Annotated in this window: 3 protein-coding genes; 2 read left to right on the top strand and 1 reads right to left on the bottom strand. The window is 54.9% G+C overall.

Annotation, left to right across the window (positions count from 1 at the left end; genetic code table 11):
• Positions 1–28: 28 nt before the first annotated feature.
• Positions 29–193 (bottom strand): YnfU family zinc-binding protein, encoded by a 165-nt coding sequence (locus tag OGY01_RS07870; protein ID WP_223306990.1) that lies wholly within the window; start codon positions 191–193, stop codon positions 29–31.
• An 851-nt stretch (positions 194–1,044) separates the two neighbouring features.
• Between OGY01_RS07870 and OGY01_RS07865 the strand changes: the two genes are divergently transcribed.
• Positions 1,045–2,328 (top strand): TolC family outer membrane protein, encoded by a 1,284-nt coding sequence (locus OGY01_RS07865; RefSeq protein ID WP_284097461.1) that lies wholly within the window; start codon positions 1,045–1,047, stop codon positions 2,326–2,328.
• Positions 2,329–2,452: 124 nt separating this feature from the next.
• The gene (locus OGY01_RS07860) at positions 2,453–20,512 is read left to right on the top strand and encodes an Ig-like domain-containing protein (protein ID WP_286492793.1); all 18,060 of its coding nucleotides are present in this window, start codon (positions 2,453–2,455) and stop codon (positions 20,510–20,512) included.
• Positions 20,513–20,534: the final 22 nt, after the last annotated feature.

Here is a 20,534-nt window from a genome sequence, read left to right as displayed (position 1 = left end):
TCGGGTTTGTGTTACCCGGTATCTGGAACTAGCGTTTGGGGACAAACAGAGCTTTACATCCAGGACAAAGCATTGCCTGTTTTAGACGGATTTTGGAGACAGGCTGAGATGATTTTAAGCCGCAAACAGGGCAGGTGATAGTGGTCGTCGATGCACCACTGAAGAACTTCATTGCGTAATCGATAAAGGACATGATGATTAACCTCTCAATGAATGTGTGTCACTCTACCACATCCGATTAAAATTTAATCTGTTTATTTCCCCATATGCACGTCATCATGCGTCATCATGGTTCGACAATACCTCCAGTTTTTCATCCATAAAAACGTCCATACGTTGTGAGCGTAGCGTTGCGGTTAGAAACACAGTAGATGCGGGTTCATATCAATTCCAGATCAATGCAATCCAGTTACAAAAGCTATTCGTGGCGCATCAGCAAAAAAACACCTTGTTAATGGCCTACACCCTCATAAAGGATTATTGACCTTTTTGGGGGTGAAAATTCTTAATTTTGTTTCATTGTGCTGTTGGTTTTTTTGTCTGCTGGTGTGATTTGATGGAGATTGCTATTCTGAATAAAAATCATTCAAAAATATTTGTCAATAAATACCACAGGTCTTGGTTAAAACTGACTTTTTTTGAAAATCTTTGAGTAAGTTCACAATGAAATTAACGCAAAAATATGCAACTGTCATGAGAGAGGAATCTCATATATAACAAAGGCTTTTTCTAGGGGTGTAAAAAACAACCTTTCGATTTTTTATAAAGATTGCACAATATTCTCTATTTTGTTAACGCTGTATTAACATTGTGGGTGTAGTTAGGGATCACAGTTTTTGTTATGCTCCAAATTAATTGATTTTATTGGCGAAGCTCCTATTTCACAGTTTCTTGATTAATCAATCCGTTATGGAAAAAGAAAATTCATTCCTTAATTGATTCGTAGTAAAAACGAATTCTGGAGGAGAGCCGATAAATAAGGAGGCTTATGTGTGGGCTTTTGTACCCTTAAGGCACAACATATTTTATTTTTTATTTGCAGGCATGATCGTATGTGGTACTGCGAGAGCCTATAACGGTACACCGAACACAGCCCGAGTTGCGTATGTGACACTGAAGGAAAGTATTCTTTTCGCTTTTGACCGTGACCCATCAATAAGTCAGCAGGCCGCTCAAATGGGAATTGGTCAGGCGCAAATTGACGAAGCACGAAGTGGTTGGATGCCGCAAATATCACTTAATGGCAATACAGGGCATAGCCAGACTACAGACTCAAGCGGCTCACTACAAAACTCAGCAACATGGGGGCTAAGTCTGACACAGCTTGTCTATGATTTTGGCAAAACGAACAGCGCAATCAGTCAGTCTGAAGCACAACGAGATAGTTACCGGTACCAGCTTATGGCCACATTATCTAGTGTCGCTGAGAAAACGTCTCTCAGTTACGTTGAGGTCAGACGCTATACCGAATTGACACAAGCAGCGAAAGAAAATATTACTGCGCTTAAAAATGTTCAGCACATGGCACGATTGCGCGCAGATGCTGGTCTGAGTTCTACGTCTGATGAGCTTCAGACGCAAGCGCGTGTCGCGGGAATGCAGGCAACGTTTGAACAATACAATGCAGCGCTGAGTAGCGCGCGGGCAAGACTTGCTGTGTTAAGCGGTATTGATGCAGAGCAGTTGCAACCAGTACCTGATGAATTAGTCGTTCAAGAGGATTCTCTTGATAATATTGATTATTCATTAATTCCATCTGTACTCGCCGCAAGGACAATGGAAAGGTCTGCTCAGTATGCCGTTGAAAAAGCAAAATCACAGCACTGGCCGACTCTAAGCCTTAAAGGTGGGCGTACGCGTTATGAATCGGATAACCGAAGCTATTGGGACGATCATATTCAGCTAAATATTGATGCCCCTATTTATCAGGGTGGCTCGGTTTCAGCGAGAGTTCTCCAGGCTGGAGGGGCACGAAAAATGGCAATGTCGCAAGTCGATCAAGCACGATTTGATGTACTACAAAAAGCGTCAGTTGCTATGGCGGACTGGTCCGGAGCACACGGCAGAATAAATGCCGGAAATATACAGTTGCAGAGCGCTCTGCGTGCTCGCGAGGTTTATAAAAATGAATATACTCTTAGCAAAAGAAGTATTAATGACTTACTAAGTGTTGAACAAGATGTCTGGCAAGCAACGCTATCAAAAATAACGGCTGAATATGATAGTTGGAGTGCCGCAATTAATTATGCTACAGCCCTGGATAATTTATTACCTGCTATAGGTGTTGAAAAAAATGCTGCGGCGAAATTACCTGATCTAAGTTATTAACGAAAATAAAACGCTGTAAAAATTGCTTAAAAAAACTGAAGACAATGGGAGTCATTCCCAGAGATTGCTACATCTGAATATTGGCAATGAGTAAAAGATGGTGGCGCCTGCAAGGAGAAAAAATATGAGTTCAGTAAAAATTGTTGATGTCATTATCCGAAAGACGGCTGAAAAAACAGTTCTGACAGGTGAAGGGAACCTCTCTGTTTCTGTCTCTGCACCCTGCGTTATCGAGGTCCATGGTTCTGCACAGGATGTGGCACGCTACGTGCGACAGGGTAAGGATCTCTTGCTTTACATGAAAGATGGTAGCGTGATCCGCTGCAACAATTATTTCATGGACGATCCTGAAGGTAAAAACCATTCAGAGTTGGTCTTTAACGATGAGGATCAACTTACCCATATATCGTTTGCTGAGACCGGAGAAGCGTCTGGGCTTGCGACCACTGAACTGACTTCTCATGCGACAACAATATCCAGTATCGAACCTTTTCTCGAGCAAGGTAGTGTCCTGAGCGATGCGCCGTGGGCCTGGATTGCGGGTGCAGCATTAGGCGGCGGCGCGATTGGCGCATTGCTGGCACATGGTGGTGATGGCAAAACCAAAATCATTGATAACACCAAAGAAGTTGAGAGCGCAACACCGACCTTTTTGGTAACGGACAAAGTGGGTGACAAGCAGGGTGTGCTGAGTGCAAAAGAGGTCACGGATGATAATACCCCAACCTTCAGCGGTACCGGACAACCTGGTGCGACCATTCAGATCAAAGATAGCAGCGGCAGCACCATTGCCAGCGCTATGGTCGGTAAAGACGGGGCCTGGACGGTAAAGCTTCCGACGCAGACGGACGGAGAACACACCTGGTCCGTCGTGCAGATCGACGGCAGTAAAACCACGGCTGCAGGCAGCATTACCGTGATCGTCTCAACGGCAGACGCGACCGTTACGCTCGCCACCACCGCAGACGATAATGTGATTAACGCCAGCGAGCAGTCCGCTGGCTTTACCCTCTCCGGTGCGAGCAAAAATCTCGTGCAGGGAACGGCGCTCACTGTCACGCTGAACGATAAAACCTATACTGCAGAAGTGGGCGAAAACGGCGCATGGAGCGTGAAGGTGCCCGCTGCAGACGCACAGGCGCTGGGTGACGGTACCTGGACGGTCAACGTCAGCGGCAAAGATGCGGCGGGTAATACCGTAAGCGGTAGCCAGACGATTGGCGTGGATACCGTGGCACCGACATTATCGATCGATGCGATTTCCCAGGACAACATCGTCAATGCTGCAGAGCACAACCTGACCCTGACCCTGACCGGTAAAACGAACACGGAAGCGGGCCAGATTTTAACCGTGACGCTGAACGGCAAAAACCACACGGCCACGGTAGGCAGTGACGGCACCTGGTCCGTTACGCTTCCTGCCAGCGAAGTACAAGAGCTGGCTGACGGCAACCATTCGTTGACCGTGAACGTCAGTGACAAGGCGGGTAACGGCTCTTCAACCACCGTCGATTTCACCGTTGATACCGCAGCACCCGTAGTCACGATCGATACCGTAGCGGGTGACGATACTCTCAATACCAGCGAGCAGGGCCAGGCGCAAATTATCTCCGGCAAGGCGAGCGGCGCGGCAGCGGGCGACGTGGTCACGGTTACCCTTGGTGGCCAGAGCTTTACCGGTGTGGTACAGGCCGATGGCAGCTGGAGCGTTGGTGTGCCTGCCTCCGTCATCGGCGCAATGGGTGAGGGGCGCCACAGCATTTCTGTCTCTGTTACCGATGCCTCGGGCAATACCGGCAACGCGACGCACGGCGTGACGCTGAGCGGCAATCCGCCAGAATTCACCATTGATGTCATCAGCCAGAACAATGTTCTGAATGCACAGGAGGCAATGCAGCCGCTGAGCCTGAGCGGAACCAGCAATCTGCCAAACGGCGGCGCCATCACCGTAACGCTGAACAACGTCAACTATCAGGCCACCGTTGAAAACGGCATCTGGAGTGTCCTGGTGCCGGTTTCCGACGTGCTGAATCTGGCAAATACCCTCTACACCGTCAGTGTGAGCGGCACGGACAGCGTGGGTAATAGCGGTTCTGCAGACGCTAATCTGCTGGTCGATACGGTGCTACCACAGGTGATTATCAATACCTTTGCGGGTGACAACCTTGTCAACAACGCCGAAGTGGCTGTGGATCAAACCCTAAGTGGGCGCGTCACCGACGCGGCGGCGGGCGATACTGTTTCCATCTCCGTTGGCGGCAAGAGCTATACCGCCACGGTGGGTAATAATCTGACCTGGAGCGTGACGATCCCGTCAGCGGATCTCAAGGCGTTTGGCGACGGCGATTTGACCTTCAGCGCTTCGGTCACTAATGCGCACGGCAACACCGGCAGCGGCGAACGTGATATCAACGTCAACGCCGAGCTGCCTGGTCTGCGCGTGAACATGATTTCTGGCGATGATGTGATCAACGCCATCGAACAGCAGCAGGATCTGACCGTCATCGGTTCCAGTAGCCATCTGGCCGCAGGCACGCAGATTACCGTCACCATCAACAACGTTGACTACACCGCCGTGGTGAACGCCAGCGGTAGCTGGCAAATTGGTGTTCCTGCGTCCGACCTTCAGGCATGGACGGCAGGGGATATTACGGTCAACGTCAGCGCGCAGGACACGTGGGGCAATACCGTTTCTGCTGAGCACCCCATCGAACTGGATCTGAACGCCGTAGCGGTCACCATTGATACCATTAGCAGCGATGACATGCTGAACACGGCCGAAAAAAGGGCTGAGGTCACGCTGTCAGGTCAGACGCAGGGCGTGGAAGCCGGTCAGACCGTGGTGGTTAAATTTGCCGACCAAATCTTTACCGCGCAGGTGCAGCAGGATGGTTCCTGGAGCCTGACCGTTCCAGCGAGTGCAATGGAACCCCTGATCGACGGACGTGCGCAGGTGAGCGTCAGTGTCACCAATGTGAACGGCAATAGCGCAGAAGCCTCGCGCATCGTCACCGTCGATACGTTGCCACCTACTATCACGTTGGACAACCTGACGTCCGATAACATCATCAATGCGGCGGAAGCGCAGCAGGATCTGGTGGTCAGCGGCACCAGTAATGCCCAGGCGGGGCAGACTGTCACCGTGACACTGAACGGTAAATCTTACCAGACCACAGTCCAGACGGGCGGAACCTGGACCCTCACCGTACCGGCTGCCGACGTAGGCGCGCTGGTAGATGGCACTGTGACGGTAAGGGCTACTGTGAACGACGTGGCGGGCAACAGCAGTAGCGCAGATCGCGTGGGGCTGGTGGATGCCACCGTACCGCAGGTGACGATCAACGATTTTGTCACCGATACCAATACCGTGAACCAAATCGCCCATTCTCAGGCGCAGATCCTCAGCGGCTCCGTCACCGGCGCGGCAGTGGGTGATTTGGTCACCATCACCATCAATAACGTCGACTACACGACTGTGGTAGACGCTGTGGGCAACTGGAGTCTCGGCCTGCCAGCGTCTGTTGTTCAGGGGCTGGCCGACGGTACCATGACGATTAACGTCTCCGTAACTGACCAGTCCGGCAACACTGGCAGCAATTCGCTGGACGTTGTCGTTAACACCGTGACGCCGCAAATCGGCATCAATATCCTGGCGGCGGATGATGTGATCAATGCCACAGAGAAGGGCGAAGATCTGCTGCTCTCGGGTACCAGCAACCAGCCGGAAGGCACCCCCCTCACTGTTAATCTCAACGGTATCAACTATACCGCCATCACAGACGCTAGCGGTAACTGGAGCGTTAGCGTACCTGCGTCTGCGGTGAGCGCGCTGGGCGAAGTGAACTACACCGTGACTGCCAGCGTCACCGACAGCGTCGGCAACAGTGCCTCTACCACCCACAACGTGCTGGTGGACAGCTCGCTGCCGGTAGTGACCATCAACACCCTCGCGGGCGATAACATCGTTAACGCCTCGGAAGTGACGGCAGGGCAAACCCTGACTGGTAAGGTGAGCAATGCGGCGGCGGGCGATACCGTTACGATTATCCTCGGCGGCCAGACGTACAACGTTACCGTGCAGGACGATCTCACTTGGAGCATGCTGTTAACCGAGAGCCAGTTAAGCGCGCTCGGTAACGGCGAGCTGACCGTATCGGCAAGCGTAACCAACGTACACGGCAATACCGGTTCTTCTTCCCTGGACTTCACCATTGACGCCCAACTGCCGGGTCTGCGTATTGATATCGTCGCCGGTGATGACGTGATCAACGTGATTGAACACGCGCAGAATCTGATTGTGTCCGGTACTAGCACCGATTTGGCGGCGGGCAGCACCGTCACCGTGACCATCAACAGTAAAGTTTATTCGGCAACGGTACTGGCAGATGGCACCTGGCAGGCGGCGGTTCCGGCGGCGGACGTGTCCCTGTGGGCGGACGGTTCGCTCACCATCAGCGCCAGTGCGCAAGATACCTCCGGCAACCCGGTGAACATCGGCACCGTTGTGGATGTGGATCTTGCCCCGGTGGCCATCAGCATCAACAGCATGACCGATGACAACGTGCTGAATGCCGCAGAAAAAGGTCAGGATCTGGTGTTAAGCGGCACCTCATCGAACGTCGAAGCGGGCCAGAAAGTGACGGTCATTTTCGGCGGCAAGAGCTACACCACAACTGTCGACGTCGATGGTAACTGGAGCTATACCGTTCCAGCGGCTAATTTAAATAGCCTGAAAGATGGCGACGCCAGCGTGCAGGTCAGCGTGACCAACGTGAATGGCAATTCGGCCTCTTCCGCGCAGGAATACAGCGTCGATACCACCGCGCCGACGGTGACCATCAACACCATTAGCAGCGACAATATGCTAAATGCGACTGAAGCGGCGCTGGACCTGACCTTGAGCGGTACCTCAAGCGCCGAAGCCGGTCAGACGGTCACTGTGACCTTCAATGGCAATCAGTACACCGCGCAGGTTCAGGCAGACGGTACCTGGACGCTGAACGTTCCGGCAGCCGACATAGCAGGTATCACCGACGGCAATGCGGCGGTAACGGCGACCGTTTCCGATAAAGCGGGCAACCCGGCGAGCACGGGTTCATCCGTGCTGGTCGATGTCACTGTGCCAAATATCAGCTTCAACATCGTGGCGAGCGACGACATCATTAATATCGCCGAGCACGGCCAGGCGCTGATCGTCTCCGGAAACGTGAGCGGTGCGCAGGCGGGTGACGTCATCACCGTAACCCTGAACGGCAAAGATTACTCTGCAATGCTCGGTGATTCCGGTAACTGGAGCATTGGTGTGCCAGCCTCTGACGTTGGCGCGCTGGTGAACAGTGACTACACCCTGAGCGCTTCCATCACGGATAAAGCCGGTAACAGCACCACTGCAACGCATGATATTGACGTCTCTCTGACCACGCCAGTTATCACTATCAATACCCTGGCGGGCGATGATGTCATCAACGCCACCGAGAAGGGCGAAGATCTGCTGCTCTCCGGCACCAGTAATCAGCCGGATGGCACCACTATCACTGTGACCCTGAATGGCATCAACTATATCGCCACCACCGATGCCAGCGGTAACTGGAGCGTTGTCGTTCCTGCAGCGAACGTCTCTGCGCTGGGTGAAGCAAACTACTCCGTCACGGCCAGCGTGACCGATACCGCAGGTAACAGCACGAATACCAGCCATGGCGTACTGGTGGACAGCGCGATCCCGGTGGTAACCATCAACGCTATCGCTACCGACGACGTGATCAACGCGGCAGAAGTGGTCACGGGGCAGGCTCTGAGTGGTAAAGTCAGCGGTGCGGCGAGCGGTGATGTTGTCACGATTAACATTGGTGGTTATACGTACACGGCGACGGTTCAGGATGACCTGAGCTGGTTGGTAAATGTTCCATTGAGCGTCTTAACGGCTATCGGTAACGGCTTGCTGACAGTGTCAGCAAGCGTGACTAACGGCCACGGCAATACCGGCTCTGGCGAGCGTGACATCGCCATTGATGCCAATTTACCTGGCCTGCGCGTTGATACCGTGGCGGGCGACAATGTGATCAACAGCATCGAACATGCGCAGAACCTAATCGTCACCGGCTCCAGTGAGGGCCTTGCAGCAGGCTCCGCGCTGACGGTAACCGTGAACGGCAAAACCTACGCCGCTACGGTGCTGGCTGACGGCACCTGGAGTGCAGCAATTCCGGCGGCAGATGTTAGCGCACTGGCGGCGGGTACCGTGTCGGTCACAGTTGAAGGCGAGAGCGCGGCGGGTAACCCTGTATCCATCACTCACAACGTAACGGTCGATCTGGCGACGGTCGCCATCAGCATCAATGCCATTGCCACGGACGACGTGATTAACGCAGTGGAAAAAGGTGCGGAGCTGGTGCTGTCTGGCTCAACGACCAACGTGGAGCAGAACCAGACCGTCTATATCACCTTTGGCGGCAAATCTTACACTGCAAGTGTAGATGCCAGCGGTAACTGGACGGCAACCGTACCGACGGCAGATTTGGGCAGCCTGAAAGACGGTGATGCCAGCGTGCAGGTAAGCGTGACCAACGTGAACGGCAACAACGCTTCCGCCGGTCGTGAGTACAGTGTTGATGCGACCGCGCCGACGGTGTCTATCGAGATCGTTAGCGATAACAACATCATCAATGCGACAGAAGCGCAGGTCGATCTGGTCGTGAGCGGCGTGACCAACGCCGAATCCGGGCAGGCCGTGACCGTGATCCTGAACGGCCAGAATTACACCACCACCGTACAGGCAAACGGTAGCTGGAGCGTGACCGTACCTTCTGCGGATCTCGGCACGATTGTTGACGGCGACTACACTATCACCGCGGCGGTTTCCGATAAAGCGGGTAACCAGGCCTCGGCGGATCGCGATGTGCTGGTCGATACCACAGTGCCGAAACTGACCATCAATACCGTTTCTGACGACGACGTGATCAACAGCGCTGAACATGCGCAGGCGCTGATTGTCACCGGTTCCGTGACAGGCGCGGCAGCAGGCGATGTGGTGACCGTCACCATCAACAATAAAAATTACACCGCGACCCTGGATACTTCGGGCAACTGGATCGTGGGGGTGCCTGCGGCAGACGTGAATGCGTTGACTGCCGGAGATTACATCATCAGAGCGGCGCTGACCGATAAAGCCGGTAACAGCAACAGCGCCACGCACGACGTGGAAGTGAACCTAACCGCCCCGGTGCTGACCATTGACGTAATTTCCGGTGACGATGTCATCAACAGCACCGAAAAAACGCAGGATCTGACCCTCTCGGGCACGGCTTCCGGTCTAGCGGCAGGTGCGGTCGTCACCGTGATGCTCAACGGTATAGCCTACATCGCCACCGTCGATACCAACGGAAAGTGGATTACCACCGTTCCGGCGGACCAGGTGGGAGCGCTGGGTGAAGCCTTATACACCGTCACCGCGTCGGCAACGGATAGCGTAGGCAACAGCACCCGCGCGTCACACACTGTGAACGTGGAGTCCGTATTACCTGGCGTGACCATCGACACCGTTGCGGGCGACGATGTGATCAACGCCGCCGAACTGGCGAACGGCCAGACCATCAGCGGTAAAGTGGTGAATGCCGAAGCGGGCAACACTGTGACCGTGACGATTGGCGGCAACACCTATACCACGGCGGTACAGGACGATCTGAGCTGGTCCATTAACGTCCCGGAATCCGCATTGACGGCGCTGGGTAACGGTGAACTGATTGTAACCGCCAGCGTGACCAACGGCGTCGGCAACAGCAGTACAGGTGAGCGCGATATCACCATCGACGCGAACCTGCCGGGGCTGCGTGTAGACACCGTAGCAGGCGATGACGTGATCAACAGTATCGAGCATGCACAGAATCTGATTATCACCGGCTCCAGCAATGGCCTGAGCGCAGGTACAGCGCTAACCGTGACCGTCAACGGCAAAACCTACCCGGCAACCGTGCTGGCGGATGGCACCTGGAGCGCGGCGATCCCGTTAGCGGACGTGAGTGCCTTAGCTGCGGGAACTATCACCGTGACCGTTGAAGGCCAGAGCATCGCCGGTAACCCGGTTTCTATCGACCACAACGTGATGGTGGATCTGGCGACCGTTGCCATCAGCATTGATGCTATCGCGACTGACGACGTCATTAACGCCGCCGAGAAGGGCGCGGATCTGGTCCTTTCGGGGACCACCTCCAACGTGGAAGAGAACCAGACCGTCAACATCATCTTCGGCGGTAAGAGCTACACCGCGACCGTGGATGCAGATGGAAAATGGGCGGCGACTGTGTCATCTACTGACCTGGCTGGCATGAAAGATGGCGACGCCAGCGTGCAGGTGAGCGTCACCAACGTCAACGGCAACAGCGCGACTGCGGGACGCGAGTACAGCGTGGATGCCACCGCGCCGTCCGTGACCATCAGCACTGTTGCGGCTGACGATATTCTGAATGCAACGGAAGCCCAGTCGGATCTCACCATTTCCGGCACCAGTACGGCTGAAGCAGGCCAAACGGTAACCGTGCGTATGAACGGTAAAGACTACACCGCGACCGTCAACGCAAACGGCACCTGGACTCTGGATGTTCCGGCGGCTGACCTGACAGGATTAACCGACGGCAGCATGGACATTACCGCATCGGTAAGCGACAAAGTGGGTAATCCGGCGTCTGTCGACCACAACCTGACGATAGATGTGACCGTTCCTACGGTGACCATCAATACCGTTGCAGGCGATGACATCATTAACGTGGCTGAGCATTCTCAGGCACAGATTGTCAGCGGCTCAGCGACCGGCGCGGCTGCGGGAGATAAAGTTACCGTCACTATCGGCGGCCAGACCTGGACCACCGTACTGGATGCAACCGGTAACTGGAGCGTGGGCGTTCCGGCAAACGTGATTTCCGGCCTCAGTGATGGCAGCGTAACCATAAACGTCAGCGTGACGGATGCGGCGGGCAACACCGGCAACGGCACGCACAATGTGACCGTTGATAGCGGCCTGCCGTCGGTCAATTTCAACGCTATTAGCGACGACAACGTGCTGAATGCGTTGGAAAAAGGCCAGGATTTGAGCGTGAACGGTACAAGCGTTAACCTGGCCGAAGGCACCACCGTCACCGTCACGCTTAACGGCAAACAGTATACAGCAGCCACTGCGGTAGACGGCAGCTGGAGCTTGACGGTTCCGGCAGCCGATCTGGCGGACCTGGGCGAAGCGAACTACACCCTGAATGCAACGGCGATCAACGCCGTGGGCAACGGTGTGAGCAATACTGCAAACCTGCTGGTCGATACCGCGCTGCCATCCGTCACCATCAACACGGTTGCAGATGATAACGTCATTAACGCGGCGGAAGTCGCGGCAGGCCAAACCCTGAGCGGTACTGTGGCCCATGCGGAAGCGGGCAACACCGTTACTATAACCCTCGGCGGCAACACGTATACCGCAACGGTGCAGAACGATCTGAGCTGGTCAGTGAACGTGTCGTATGATGTGTTGACGGCGCTGGGCAACGGTAGATTGAGCATTTCGGCAACCGTGACCAACGGTCACGGTAACACCGGCTCCGGCGAGCGTGATGTTACCATCGACGCCAACCTCCCGGGTCTGCGTGTTGATACCGTTGCGGGCGATGATGTGGTCAACAGTATTGAACACAATCAGAACCTGATCGTGACAGGTTCCAGCGATGGAATAGCGTCAGGTACGATGCTGACGGTTAGAGTAAACGGCAAAGATTATGCGGCAACGGTGCTGGCAGATGGTACCTGGAGCGCGGCTGTTTCGCAGGCGGACGTGAGCGCATGGCCGGAAGGCACCGTGAAGATCAGCGTTACTGGCGACAGTACGGCGGGCAACCCGGTGACTATCAGCCATGACGTCACCGTCGATCTGGCAGTCGTTGCTGTTAGCATCGACGCCATTGCCACCGACGACGTGATCAATGCCGCTGAAAAAGGTGTCGATCTGGTGCTTTCCGGCGCGACAACCAACGTCGAAGCCAACCAGATCGTCACGCTTAGCATGGGTGGCAAAATCTATACTGTGAAGGTGGGTGCCGACGGCACCTGGACGGCGACCATCCCATCGACAGACCTGGTGGGACTGAAAGACGGCGACGCCAGCGTGCAAGTGAGCGTGACCAACGTGAACGGTAACAGCGCATCGGCGGGCCGAGAGTACAGCGTGGATGCGACCGCACCTTCCGTAACTATCAATACCCTTGCGGCTGACGATATTCTGAATGCAACGGAAGCGCAGTCTGACCTGACGGTTTCCGGTACCAGCACCGCAGAAGCCGGGCAGACGGTGATAGTGAGCCTGAACGGCAAAGATTACACCACGACCGTCGGCATCAATGGTAGCTGGACATTGAACGTCCCATCTGCGGATTTGGTAACACTCGGTGACGGCAGCGTCATCGTGACCGCTAGCGTGAGCGACAAAGCGGGTAACCCGGCATCCGTAGACCACAATCTGACGGTGGATGTGACCGTTCCGATTGTGAGCATTAACACCATTGCGGGTGATGATGTGATTAACGTGACTGAGCACGCTCAGGCGCAGATCGTCAGCGGCTCCGCCACTGGCGCGGCGGCAGGCGACAAAGTCACCGTCAATATTGGCGGACAGACTTACACCACCGTGCTGGACGCGGCGGGTAACTGGAGCGTGGGCGTTCCAGCGAGCGTGATTTCCGCGCTGCAGAACGGTACCGTGACGGTCAACGCCAGCGTAACCGATGCTGCGGGCAATACCGGCTCTGGCACCCATACCGTCACCGTTGATACCGGGCTGCCGTCAGTTGTCTTCGACACCCTCAGCGGCGATAACGTGCTGAACGCGGTGGAGAAAGGCCAGGATCTGAGCGTGAGCGGCACCAGTGCCAACCTGGCGGAAGGCACCCTGGTCACAGTGACCCTGAACGGTAAACAATACACGGCGACAACCGCTGCAAGCGGAAGCTGGAGCCTGACGGTTCCGGCGGCGGATCTGACCGCTCTGGGTGAAGCAAATTACACTCTGAGCGCGACGGCGACTAGCGCCGTGGGTAACAGTGTCAGCAACACCGCGAACCTGCAGGTGGACACTGGCCTGCCAACCGTCACCATCAATACCATCGCGGGTGACAACGTCATCAATGCCTCCGAAGTGGCTGCAGGCCAGACTATTAGCGGTAAAGTTGCCAACGCAGAGGCGGGCAGTATCGTAACGGTTTCTATCGGCGGGAATGATTATATCTCAACGGTTCAGAGCGATCTGAGCTGGTCAGTGAACGTGTCGTATGATGTGCTGACGGCGCTGGGCAACGGCAGTTTGAGCATATCGGCAACCGTGACCAACGGTCACGGTAACACCGGCTCCGGCGAGCGTGATGTTACCATCGACGCCAACCTCCCGGGTCTGCGTGTCGATACCGTTGCGGGCGATGATGTGGTCAACAGTATTGAACACAATCAGAACCTGATCGTGACAGGCTCCAGCGACGGTCTGATCCCAGGCACCGCGCTGACCGTAACGATCAATGACAAAACCTACGCAACATCCGTGCTGGCAGACGGTACATGGAGTGCGGCAATCCCGGCGGCAGACGTGGGTGCTCTGGCAGCAGGCACGGTGACCGTCACAGTAGAAGGCCAGAGCACCGCGGGCAACCCGGTGACTATCAGCCATGATGTCACCGTCGATCTGGCAGCCGTAGCTGTTAGCATCAACACCATCGCCACCGACGACGTGATCAATGCCGCTGAAAAAGGTATCGATCTGGTGCTTTCCGGCAGCACGTCCAATGTGGAAGAAAACCAGACCGTGACCATCACCTTTAGCGGCAAGTCTTACACCGTGAAAGTCGATGCCGACGGCAACTGGACTGCAACCGTGCCGTCCGCTGATCTCACCGGACTGAAAGACGGCGACGCCAGTGTGCAGGTGAGCGTCACCAACGTGAATGGCAACAGCGCCTCTGCGGGACGCGAGTACAGCGTGGATGCGACGGTGCCAACCGTGTCAATTGATACGGTGGCAGGCGACAACGTGATTAACAGCGCGGAAGCCTCTGCGGGGGTAGCGATCTCCGGCACCACCACGGCAGAAGTAGGGCAGACGGTGACCGTGACGCTTGGCGGTAAGAGTTACACCGCGCAGGTTCTGCAGGGCGGCGTCTGGAGCGTTAACGTGCCAGCGGCAGACCTGACAACCATGGCGGACAACGGCTACACCGTACAAGTGAGCGTGAGCGATGCGGCGGGTAACACCGGCAGTGCGGATAAAACGATTACGCTCGACACTACGCCGCCAACCGTCAGCTTTAACATCGTGGCTGGTGATGACGTGATTAACAGTCTGGAGCATACCCAGGCGCAAATTGTCAGCGGGACAGCAACCGGCGCGAACGTCGGCGATAAGCTGGTCATCACCATTGGCTCAAACCAGTACACCACCACCGTTGATGCCAGCGGTAACTGGAGTGTGGGCGTACCGGCCAGCGTGATTTCTGCCCTGACTGACGGCACCGTAACCATCAGCGCAACTATCACCGACAGCGCGGGTAACAGCAACACCCAGACGCACAATGTAGTGGTGAATACCGCCCCCGTGGCGCTGACCGTCAACACCCTCAGCGGTGATGACGTGATTAACGCGGCGGAAGCGGGCAATACGCTGACGATCAACGGTTCCAGCACGCAGTTTGCCAGCGGCACGCAGGTGACTGTGATCCTGAATGGGAAGAGCTACACGGCCATCATTCAGAACGACGGCTCCTGGAGTACAACGGTACCGGCTGTAGACGTGGGCGCACTGGGCGATGGCGCGAGCTATCAAGTCTCTGTTTCGGCGCGGGACAGCGCAGGCAACAGTGCTTCGGCGACACATAACATCAGCGTGGAAACCACTGCACCAGTTGTCAGCATTGCCACGATTTCCAGTGATGATGTTCTGAATGCGGCTGAGGTGCAGCAGCCGCTGACCGTGCACGGTTTTTCCAGCGCAGAAGCGGGCCAGACGGTAACCGTGACGCTGGGTGGCAAAACTTACACTACGGTGGTGAGGAGTGATGGCACATGGACGCTGGATGTTCCGGCGGCAGACCTGGTAGTCCTCAGTGAAGGCACCCTGACAGTCACTGCGTCAGTGAACGACAAAGTCGGTAACAACGGCCAGGCCACGCATACCCTGACGGCTGATACCGTGGCACCAACCGTCACCATCAGCACTGTGGCAGATGACGATATCGTCAACAACGCTGAGCAGTTGGCGGGCCAGACCATAAGTGGTAGCACCACGGCGGAACAGGGCCAGATGGTGACGGTCTCCTTCAACGGCCACAGCTATCAGGCGACCGTGGCGGCGGACGGTTCGTGGTCGGTCTTCGTGCCGGGCCATAATTTCCTCGGCCTGACCGATGGGGATTACACCCTCACCGCGACGGTGAGCGATAAGGCGGGCAACCCGGGCAGCGCCACGCACGAAGTGACGTTGAGCGGTGACGTACCGACGATTACTATTAACACCTTTGCTGAAGATGACATCGTCAGCGCGGCGGAGCACGGCACGCCTCTGGTCGTCAGCGGTGCCACCGACGCACCTGCGGGTCAGACGGTGACCATTACGCTCAACGGTAAAACCTACACCGCAACTGTGCAGAATGACGGTAGTTGGACCTACACCGTCGCCAGCGCGGACGTGACCGCGCTGGCAGACGGCGGTTCATATGTGATTAACGCTCAGGTGAGCAATACCATTGGTAACAGCGCCAGCGCCGACCACACCGTGACAGTTGATTTGACCGCACCATCAATGGTGATCGGTATTGATTCGCTGCAAAATGACACCGGCCTGAGCGCGAGTGATTTCATCACTAACGACAGTAAGGTCATCGTTAACGGCTCACTGACCGCACAACTTGGTAATAACGAGAAAGCACAGATCAGTCTTGATGAAGGTGGGACTTGGATTGATCTGACCGTCACTGGCTTGCAATGGCGCTACACCGACGGCCGCGCCCTGACAGACGGAACGTACCAATATCAGGTTCGTGTGATCGACAATGCGGGTAACGTCGGCGCAACGGACAGCCGGGACGTGGTGATTGACCTGACCGCACCGGCGGCCACGACCATTACTGTGGATTCCGTTACCCAGGATACCGGACTGTCTGGCAACGACTTTATTACCAGCGACAACCAGATCAGCCTGAAAGGAACGCTCGGGGCGGCGCTGGGCAATGGCGATCACGCGCAGATTAGCCTGGATGGCGGTCGCACATGGACTGACGTCAGCGTCAGCGGTCTGAGCTGGACGTATGTCGATGGCCGTACGCTGGCCGATGGTGATTGCAACTATCAACTGCGAGTTATTGATAACGCAGGTAATGTCAGCGCCAACACCAGCCAGGTGGTGACTATTGATACCGTCGCACCAGACGCCAGAAAAACCATCACCATTGATAGCATCAGCGATGATAGCGGGCTGAGCAGCAGCGACTTCATTACCAACGATACCTCGCTGACGCTGCACGGTTCGCTGGGAGCAACACTGGCCGCTGATGAATACGTTCAGATCAGTATTGACGGCGGCGATACCTGGCAGAACGTAATTGTGACTGGCAACAACAGTTGGCACTACGTTGATGGGCGCACGCTGCAAAACACCACCTACGATTATTATGTGAGGGTAGTGGATGTTGCCGGAAACATCGGTGCTTCCGCGCATCAACAGGTGACCGTTGATACGGTCGCTCCTGACGCGGCTATCACAGTAACAGTGGATAACATTACTGTTGATACTGGGTTCGATAATAATGATTTCCTGACCAGCTCAACGTCGTACACTCTGCACGGTACGCTGGGTGTGAAACCTGGCACAAATGAGTATGTCCAAGTGAGAGTTGATGGTGGGAGTACATGGGCCTACGCCACGGTGAATGGGACGAGCTGGAGCTATACCGATACCCGCACGCTCACCGATGGCGAGCATCGCTATCAGGTTCGCGTGGTAGATCAGGCCGGTAACGTAGGGGCGACGACCTCTCAGGTGGTCACTGTCGATACCCAGGCACCGCAGAATGGCATCACTATTGACAGCATTAGCGAAGATACCGGGCAGTCCAGCAGCGACTTCATCACCATTGACACCAAGCTGACCATTAACGGCTCGCTGGGCAGCGGGCTGGAAAGCGATGAGCGCGTGCAAATAAGCCTTGATGGCGGCAATGCTTGGATTGACACAGCCGTGACTAACCAGCGCTGGAGCTACACTGATACCCGTGATCTGGCTGACGGTGTTTACACCTACCAGGTGCGGATCGTCGACCAGGCAGGTAACGTCGGCTCTACCTCTTCGCAGGTGGTGACGGTCGATACCACGACGCCAGTCACGGTCGGTAGGGTCGTCAGCTACACCGACGGAGAAGGCGAACGCCAGGGCAGTTTTGGCGCATCGGTGGCAACAGATGACAGTTCCCCTGTGATTAACGGGACACTTAACCGTGCGCCGGACAATGGCGAGATTGTGCAGTTGTATCGTGATAGTGTGCTGCTGGGATTGGTAACGATGAGCGATGCCGCCAGTTGGTATTTCCAGGACAGTGGTTTGAATGATGGTAATCACACCTATATGTTGCGTGTGACCGATCTGGCGGGTAACCACACCGATTCAGATGATTTTGTGCTGAAAGTAGATACTCGCATCCCTACCACCACCGTGAGCATTACCGCCCAGACTACGACAGACACTACCCCCATTCTGAGTGGTTTGCTATCGGCGAAACTGACTAACAGTGAGTATCTCGTTATCAACGTGAACGGTAAAACCTACACCTCTGATTCAGGTGGTGGGGTAGTGGTCGATCCGGATAATAACACTTGGTATTTGCAGATCCCGGACGGCGATGCGCTGAGCGTGAAGAATTATGATGTCACAGCAGTAGTGAAAAGTAGCGCCGGCAACGGTAATACCGTTGATTTGACCACCGGCAGCCTGGTCGTGGGTAATGAAGCATCATTGACACCAGCCTGGTCATTTACCGCCGCGAATAATTCCTATTCTTCCAGCTATATGCTGGATTCGGATGGGCTGTGGACGATTATCGCAAATCAGCAATTCGCATCGGCGGACGCCAGCAGCCGTAACTCTTACACCGTTTCAGGTAATTTTTCTATGACGGGGAATTACACCACGGGTACTTATGCGGATATCAACCGCGACGGGTTGGCAGACGTGCTTGCTGAAGGGACAAGCTGGGACTACATGGCGCAGTTAATCAATAATGGTGACGGTACTTATACCACTACTGTGTTGACTAATACTTCTGTCATACATACTGCGGTGTGGTATGGCGCGGTGGTTGCCATTGATATTCAGGGTGATGGTTACACCGATTTCGTCATTGGTGATGCTGGGGGACCTGATTCCAGCACCTTCATGCTCAATAACAACGGTACGCTGACCGGTAGTTCTAAGTCCGGGACATACACCAACTTTGTATCAGGTTCGACGGTAGGTAGGTACAACAGCCTGATTGAGGCGTCCGGTGTGGATTTGAATAACGACGGAAAAGTGGATATTGCCCAGCATACGACCAACGGGAATAACTTCTATGCGCTGTCGACCATGTTTAACCAAGGCAATGGTTCTTTTACATGGGGGCAAAACTTTACCAATACCATGTACAGCGGCAATCTCGCTGGCGCGGCTTCCAGTGCGGTAAGTATGACCTGGGCCGACTTTAATGGCGATGGTTACATGGACCTGTATATCAGCATGTCCCGTACCTCCAGCGGAACCAGTCAGGGCGGCGTGTTAATGCTGAACGATGGTAGCGGTAACCTTCTTGCAGGCACTGCGGTTGGAACAGCGACCACGGATAAGTTTGTGGGTAACGTCAGCGTGGCGGTGGACTGGAACCTCGACGGTAACATGGACATCATCAAACTGGCGAATAGCGGGCAGTCTTATCTTTACACCAATGATGGACTGGCGGGTACAGCAAGTTTTACAGCTTCAAAATTCAGTACCGCTACGTCAACTCAGGTATCCGGAGCTGCTCTGCTTGATTACGACTGGGATGGTGCACAGGATCTGCTGATTTTCCGTCAAAACGGTACTGTTTTACTGGAGCGTAATACCAATACGGTTGCGCCTGGAACAGCATTGCATTTGAAGATTGTCGACAGCGAAGGAATTAACGCCTTCTTTGGCAACACTGTCCAGCTATACAACTCGGCAAATCAGTTGGTCGCCAGCGAAATCATCAATGCCCAGTCAGGGATCGGCATAAACGATTCCTCGTCACTCATCAGTTTTTACGGTTTGGACCCCAGTGAAACTTACCGTGCGGTGCTGGTTCGTGCCATTAACGGTGTTTCAAGTAATGCAACCTGGGATGGACTGACAGCAGGAGACGGTAAAGAGAGTTATTCCCTGACGGCTGATGCTGCCACAGGCGGACACCACGGAACCCTGACAGGTACCGGATACAACGATACCTTTATAGCTGAGGCGGGGAATTATACCTACAACGGTTCTGGTGGTTGGACGACAACCTCTGAACACGACACGTGGAGCAGTACAGGCGGCGTGGATGTCGTAGATTATCGCCATGCTGCTTCCGGTGTAACCGTCGATCTGGGGCGCTCTACGGCTCAGAGTACCGGGTTCGATACCGCGACGTTGGTTAATATTGAAGGGATTAATGGTTCCAACTACAACGACGTTATTACTGGCAATAGCGGTGATAACCAGTTCGAAGGGCGCGGCGGTAATGACACCTTCAATATCGGCAGCGGCGGTCACGATACGTTGCTTTATAAGCTGATCAACGCTTTGGATGCCACGGGTGGCAACGGCAGCGATGTGGTAAACGGCTTTACTGTCGGTACCTGGGAGGGGACGGCAGATACTGACCGTATTGACCTGCGCGATCTGCTTTCTGATAGCGGCTATACCGGCACGGGATCGGCGAGCTATGTGAATGGCGTGGCGACGTTGGACAGTGGGGTGAACAATCTCACTGACTATATCCAGGTGGTACAAATTGGGAGCAACACTCAGATTCAGATCGACAGAGATGGAACGGGTAGCCAGTTCGACTCGACCATCGTCGTGACGCTTAATGGTGTGCAAACCGATTTGGCCACGTTGCTGGCAAATCATCAATTGTTATTAGCGTAATCAAATGAGCTGCGAGGGTATA

Origin of the sequence: Citrobacter sp. Cm038 (assembly GCF_030333105.1) — a bacterium.
Taxonomy (GTDB): Bacteria; Pseudomonadota; Gammaproteobacteria; order Enterobacterales; family Enterobacteriaceae; genus Citrobacter; species Citrobacter murliniae.
The sequence above is the reverse complement of the archived record's forward strand: the minus strand, read 5'-3'. Positions and strand labels throughout refer to the sequence as shown.

Coding starts and splice junctions, on each gene's coding strand:
- OGY01_RS07870 (WP_223306990.1), bottom strand. CDS start 193: ATGTCCTTTATCGATTACGCAATGAAGTTCTTCAGTGGTGCATCGACG.
- OGY01_RS07865 (WP_284097461.1), top strand. CDS start 1,045: ATGATCGTATGTGGTACTGCGAGAGCCTATAACGGTACACCGAACACA.
- OGY01_RS07860 (WP_286492793.1), top strand. CDS start 2,453: ATGAGTTCAGTAAAAATTGTTGATGTCATTATCCGAAAGACGGCTGAA.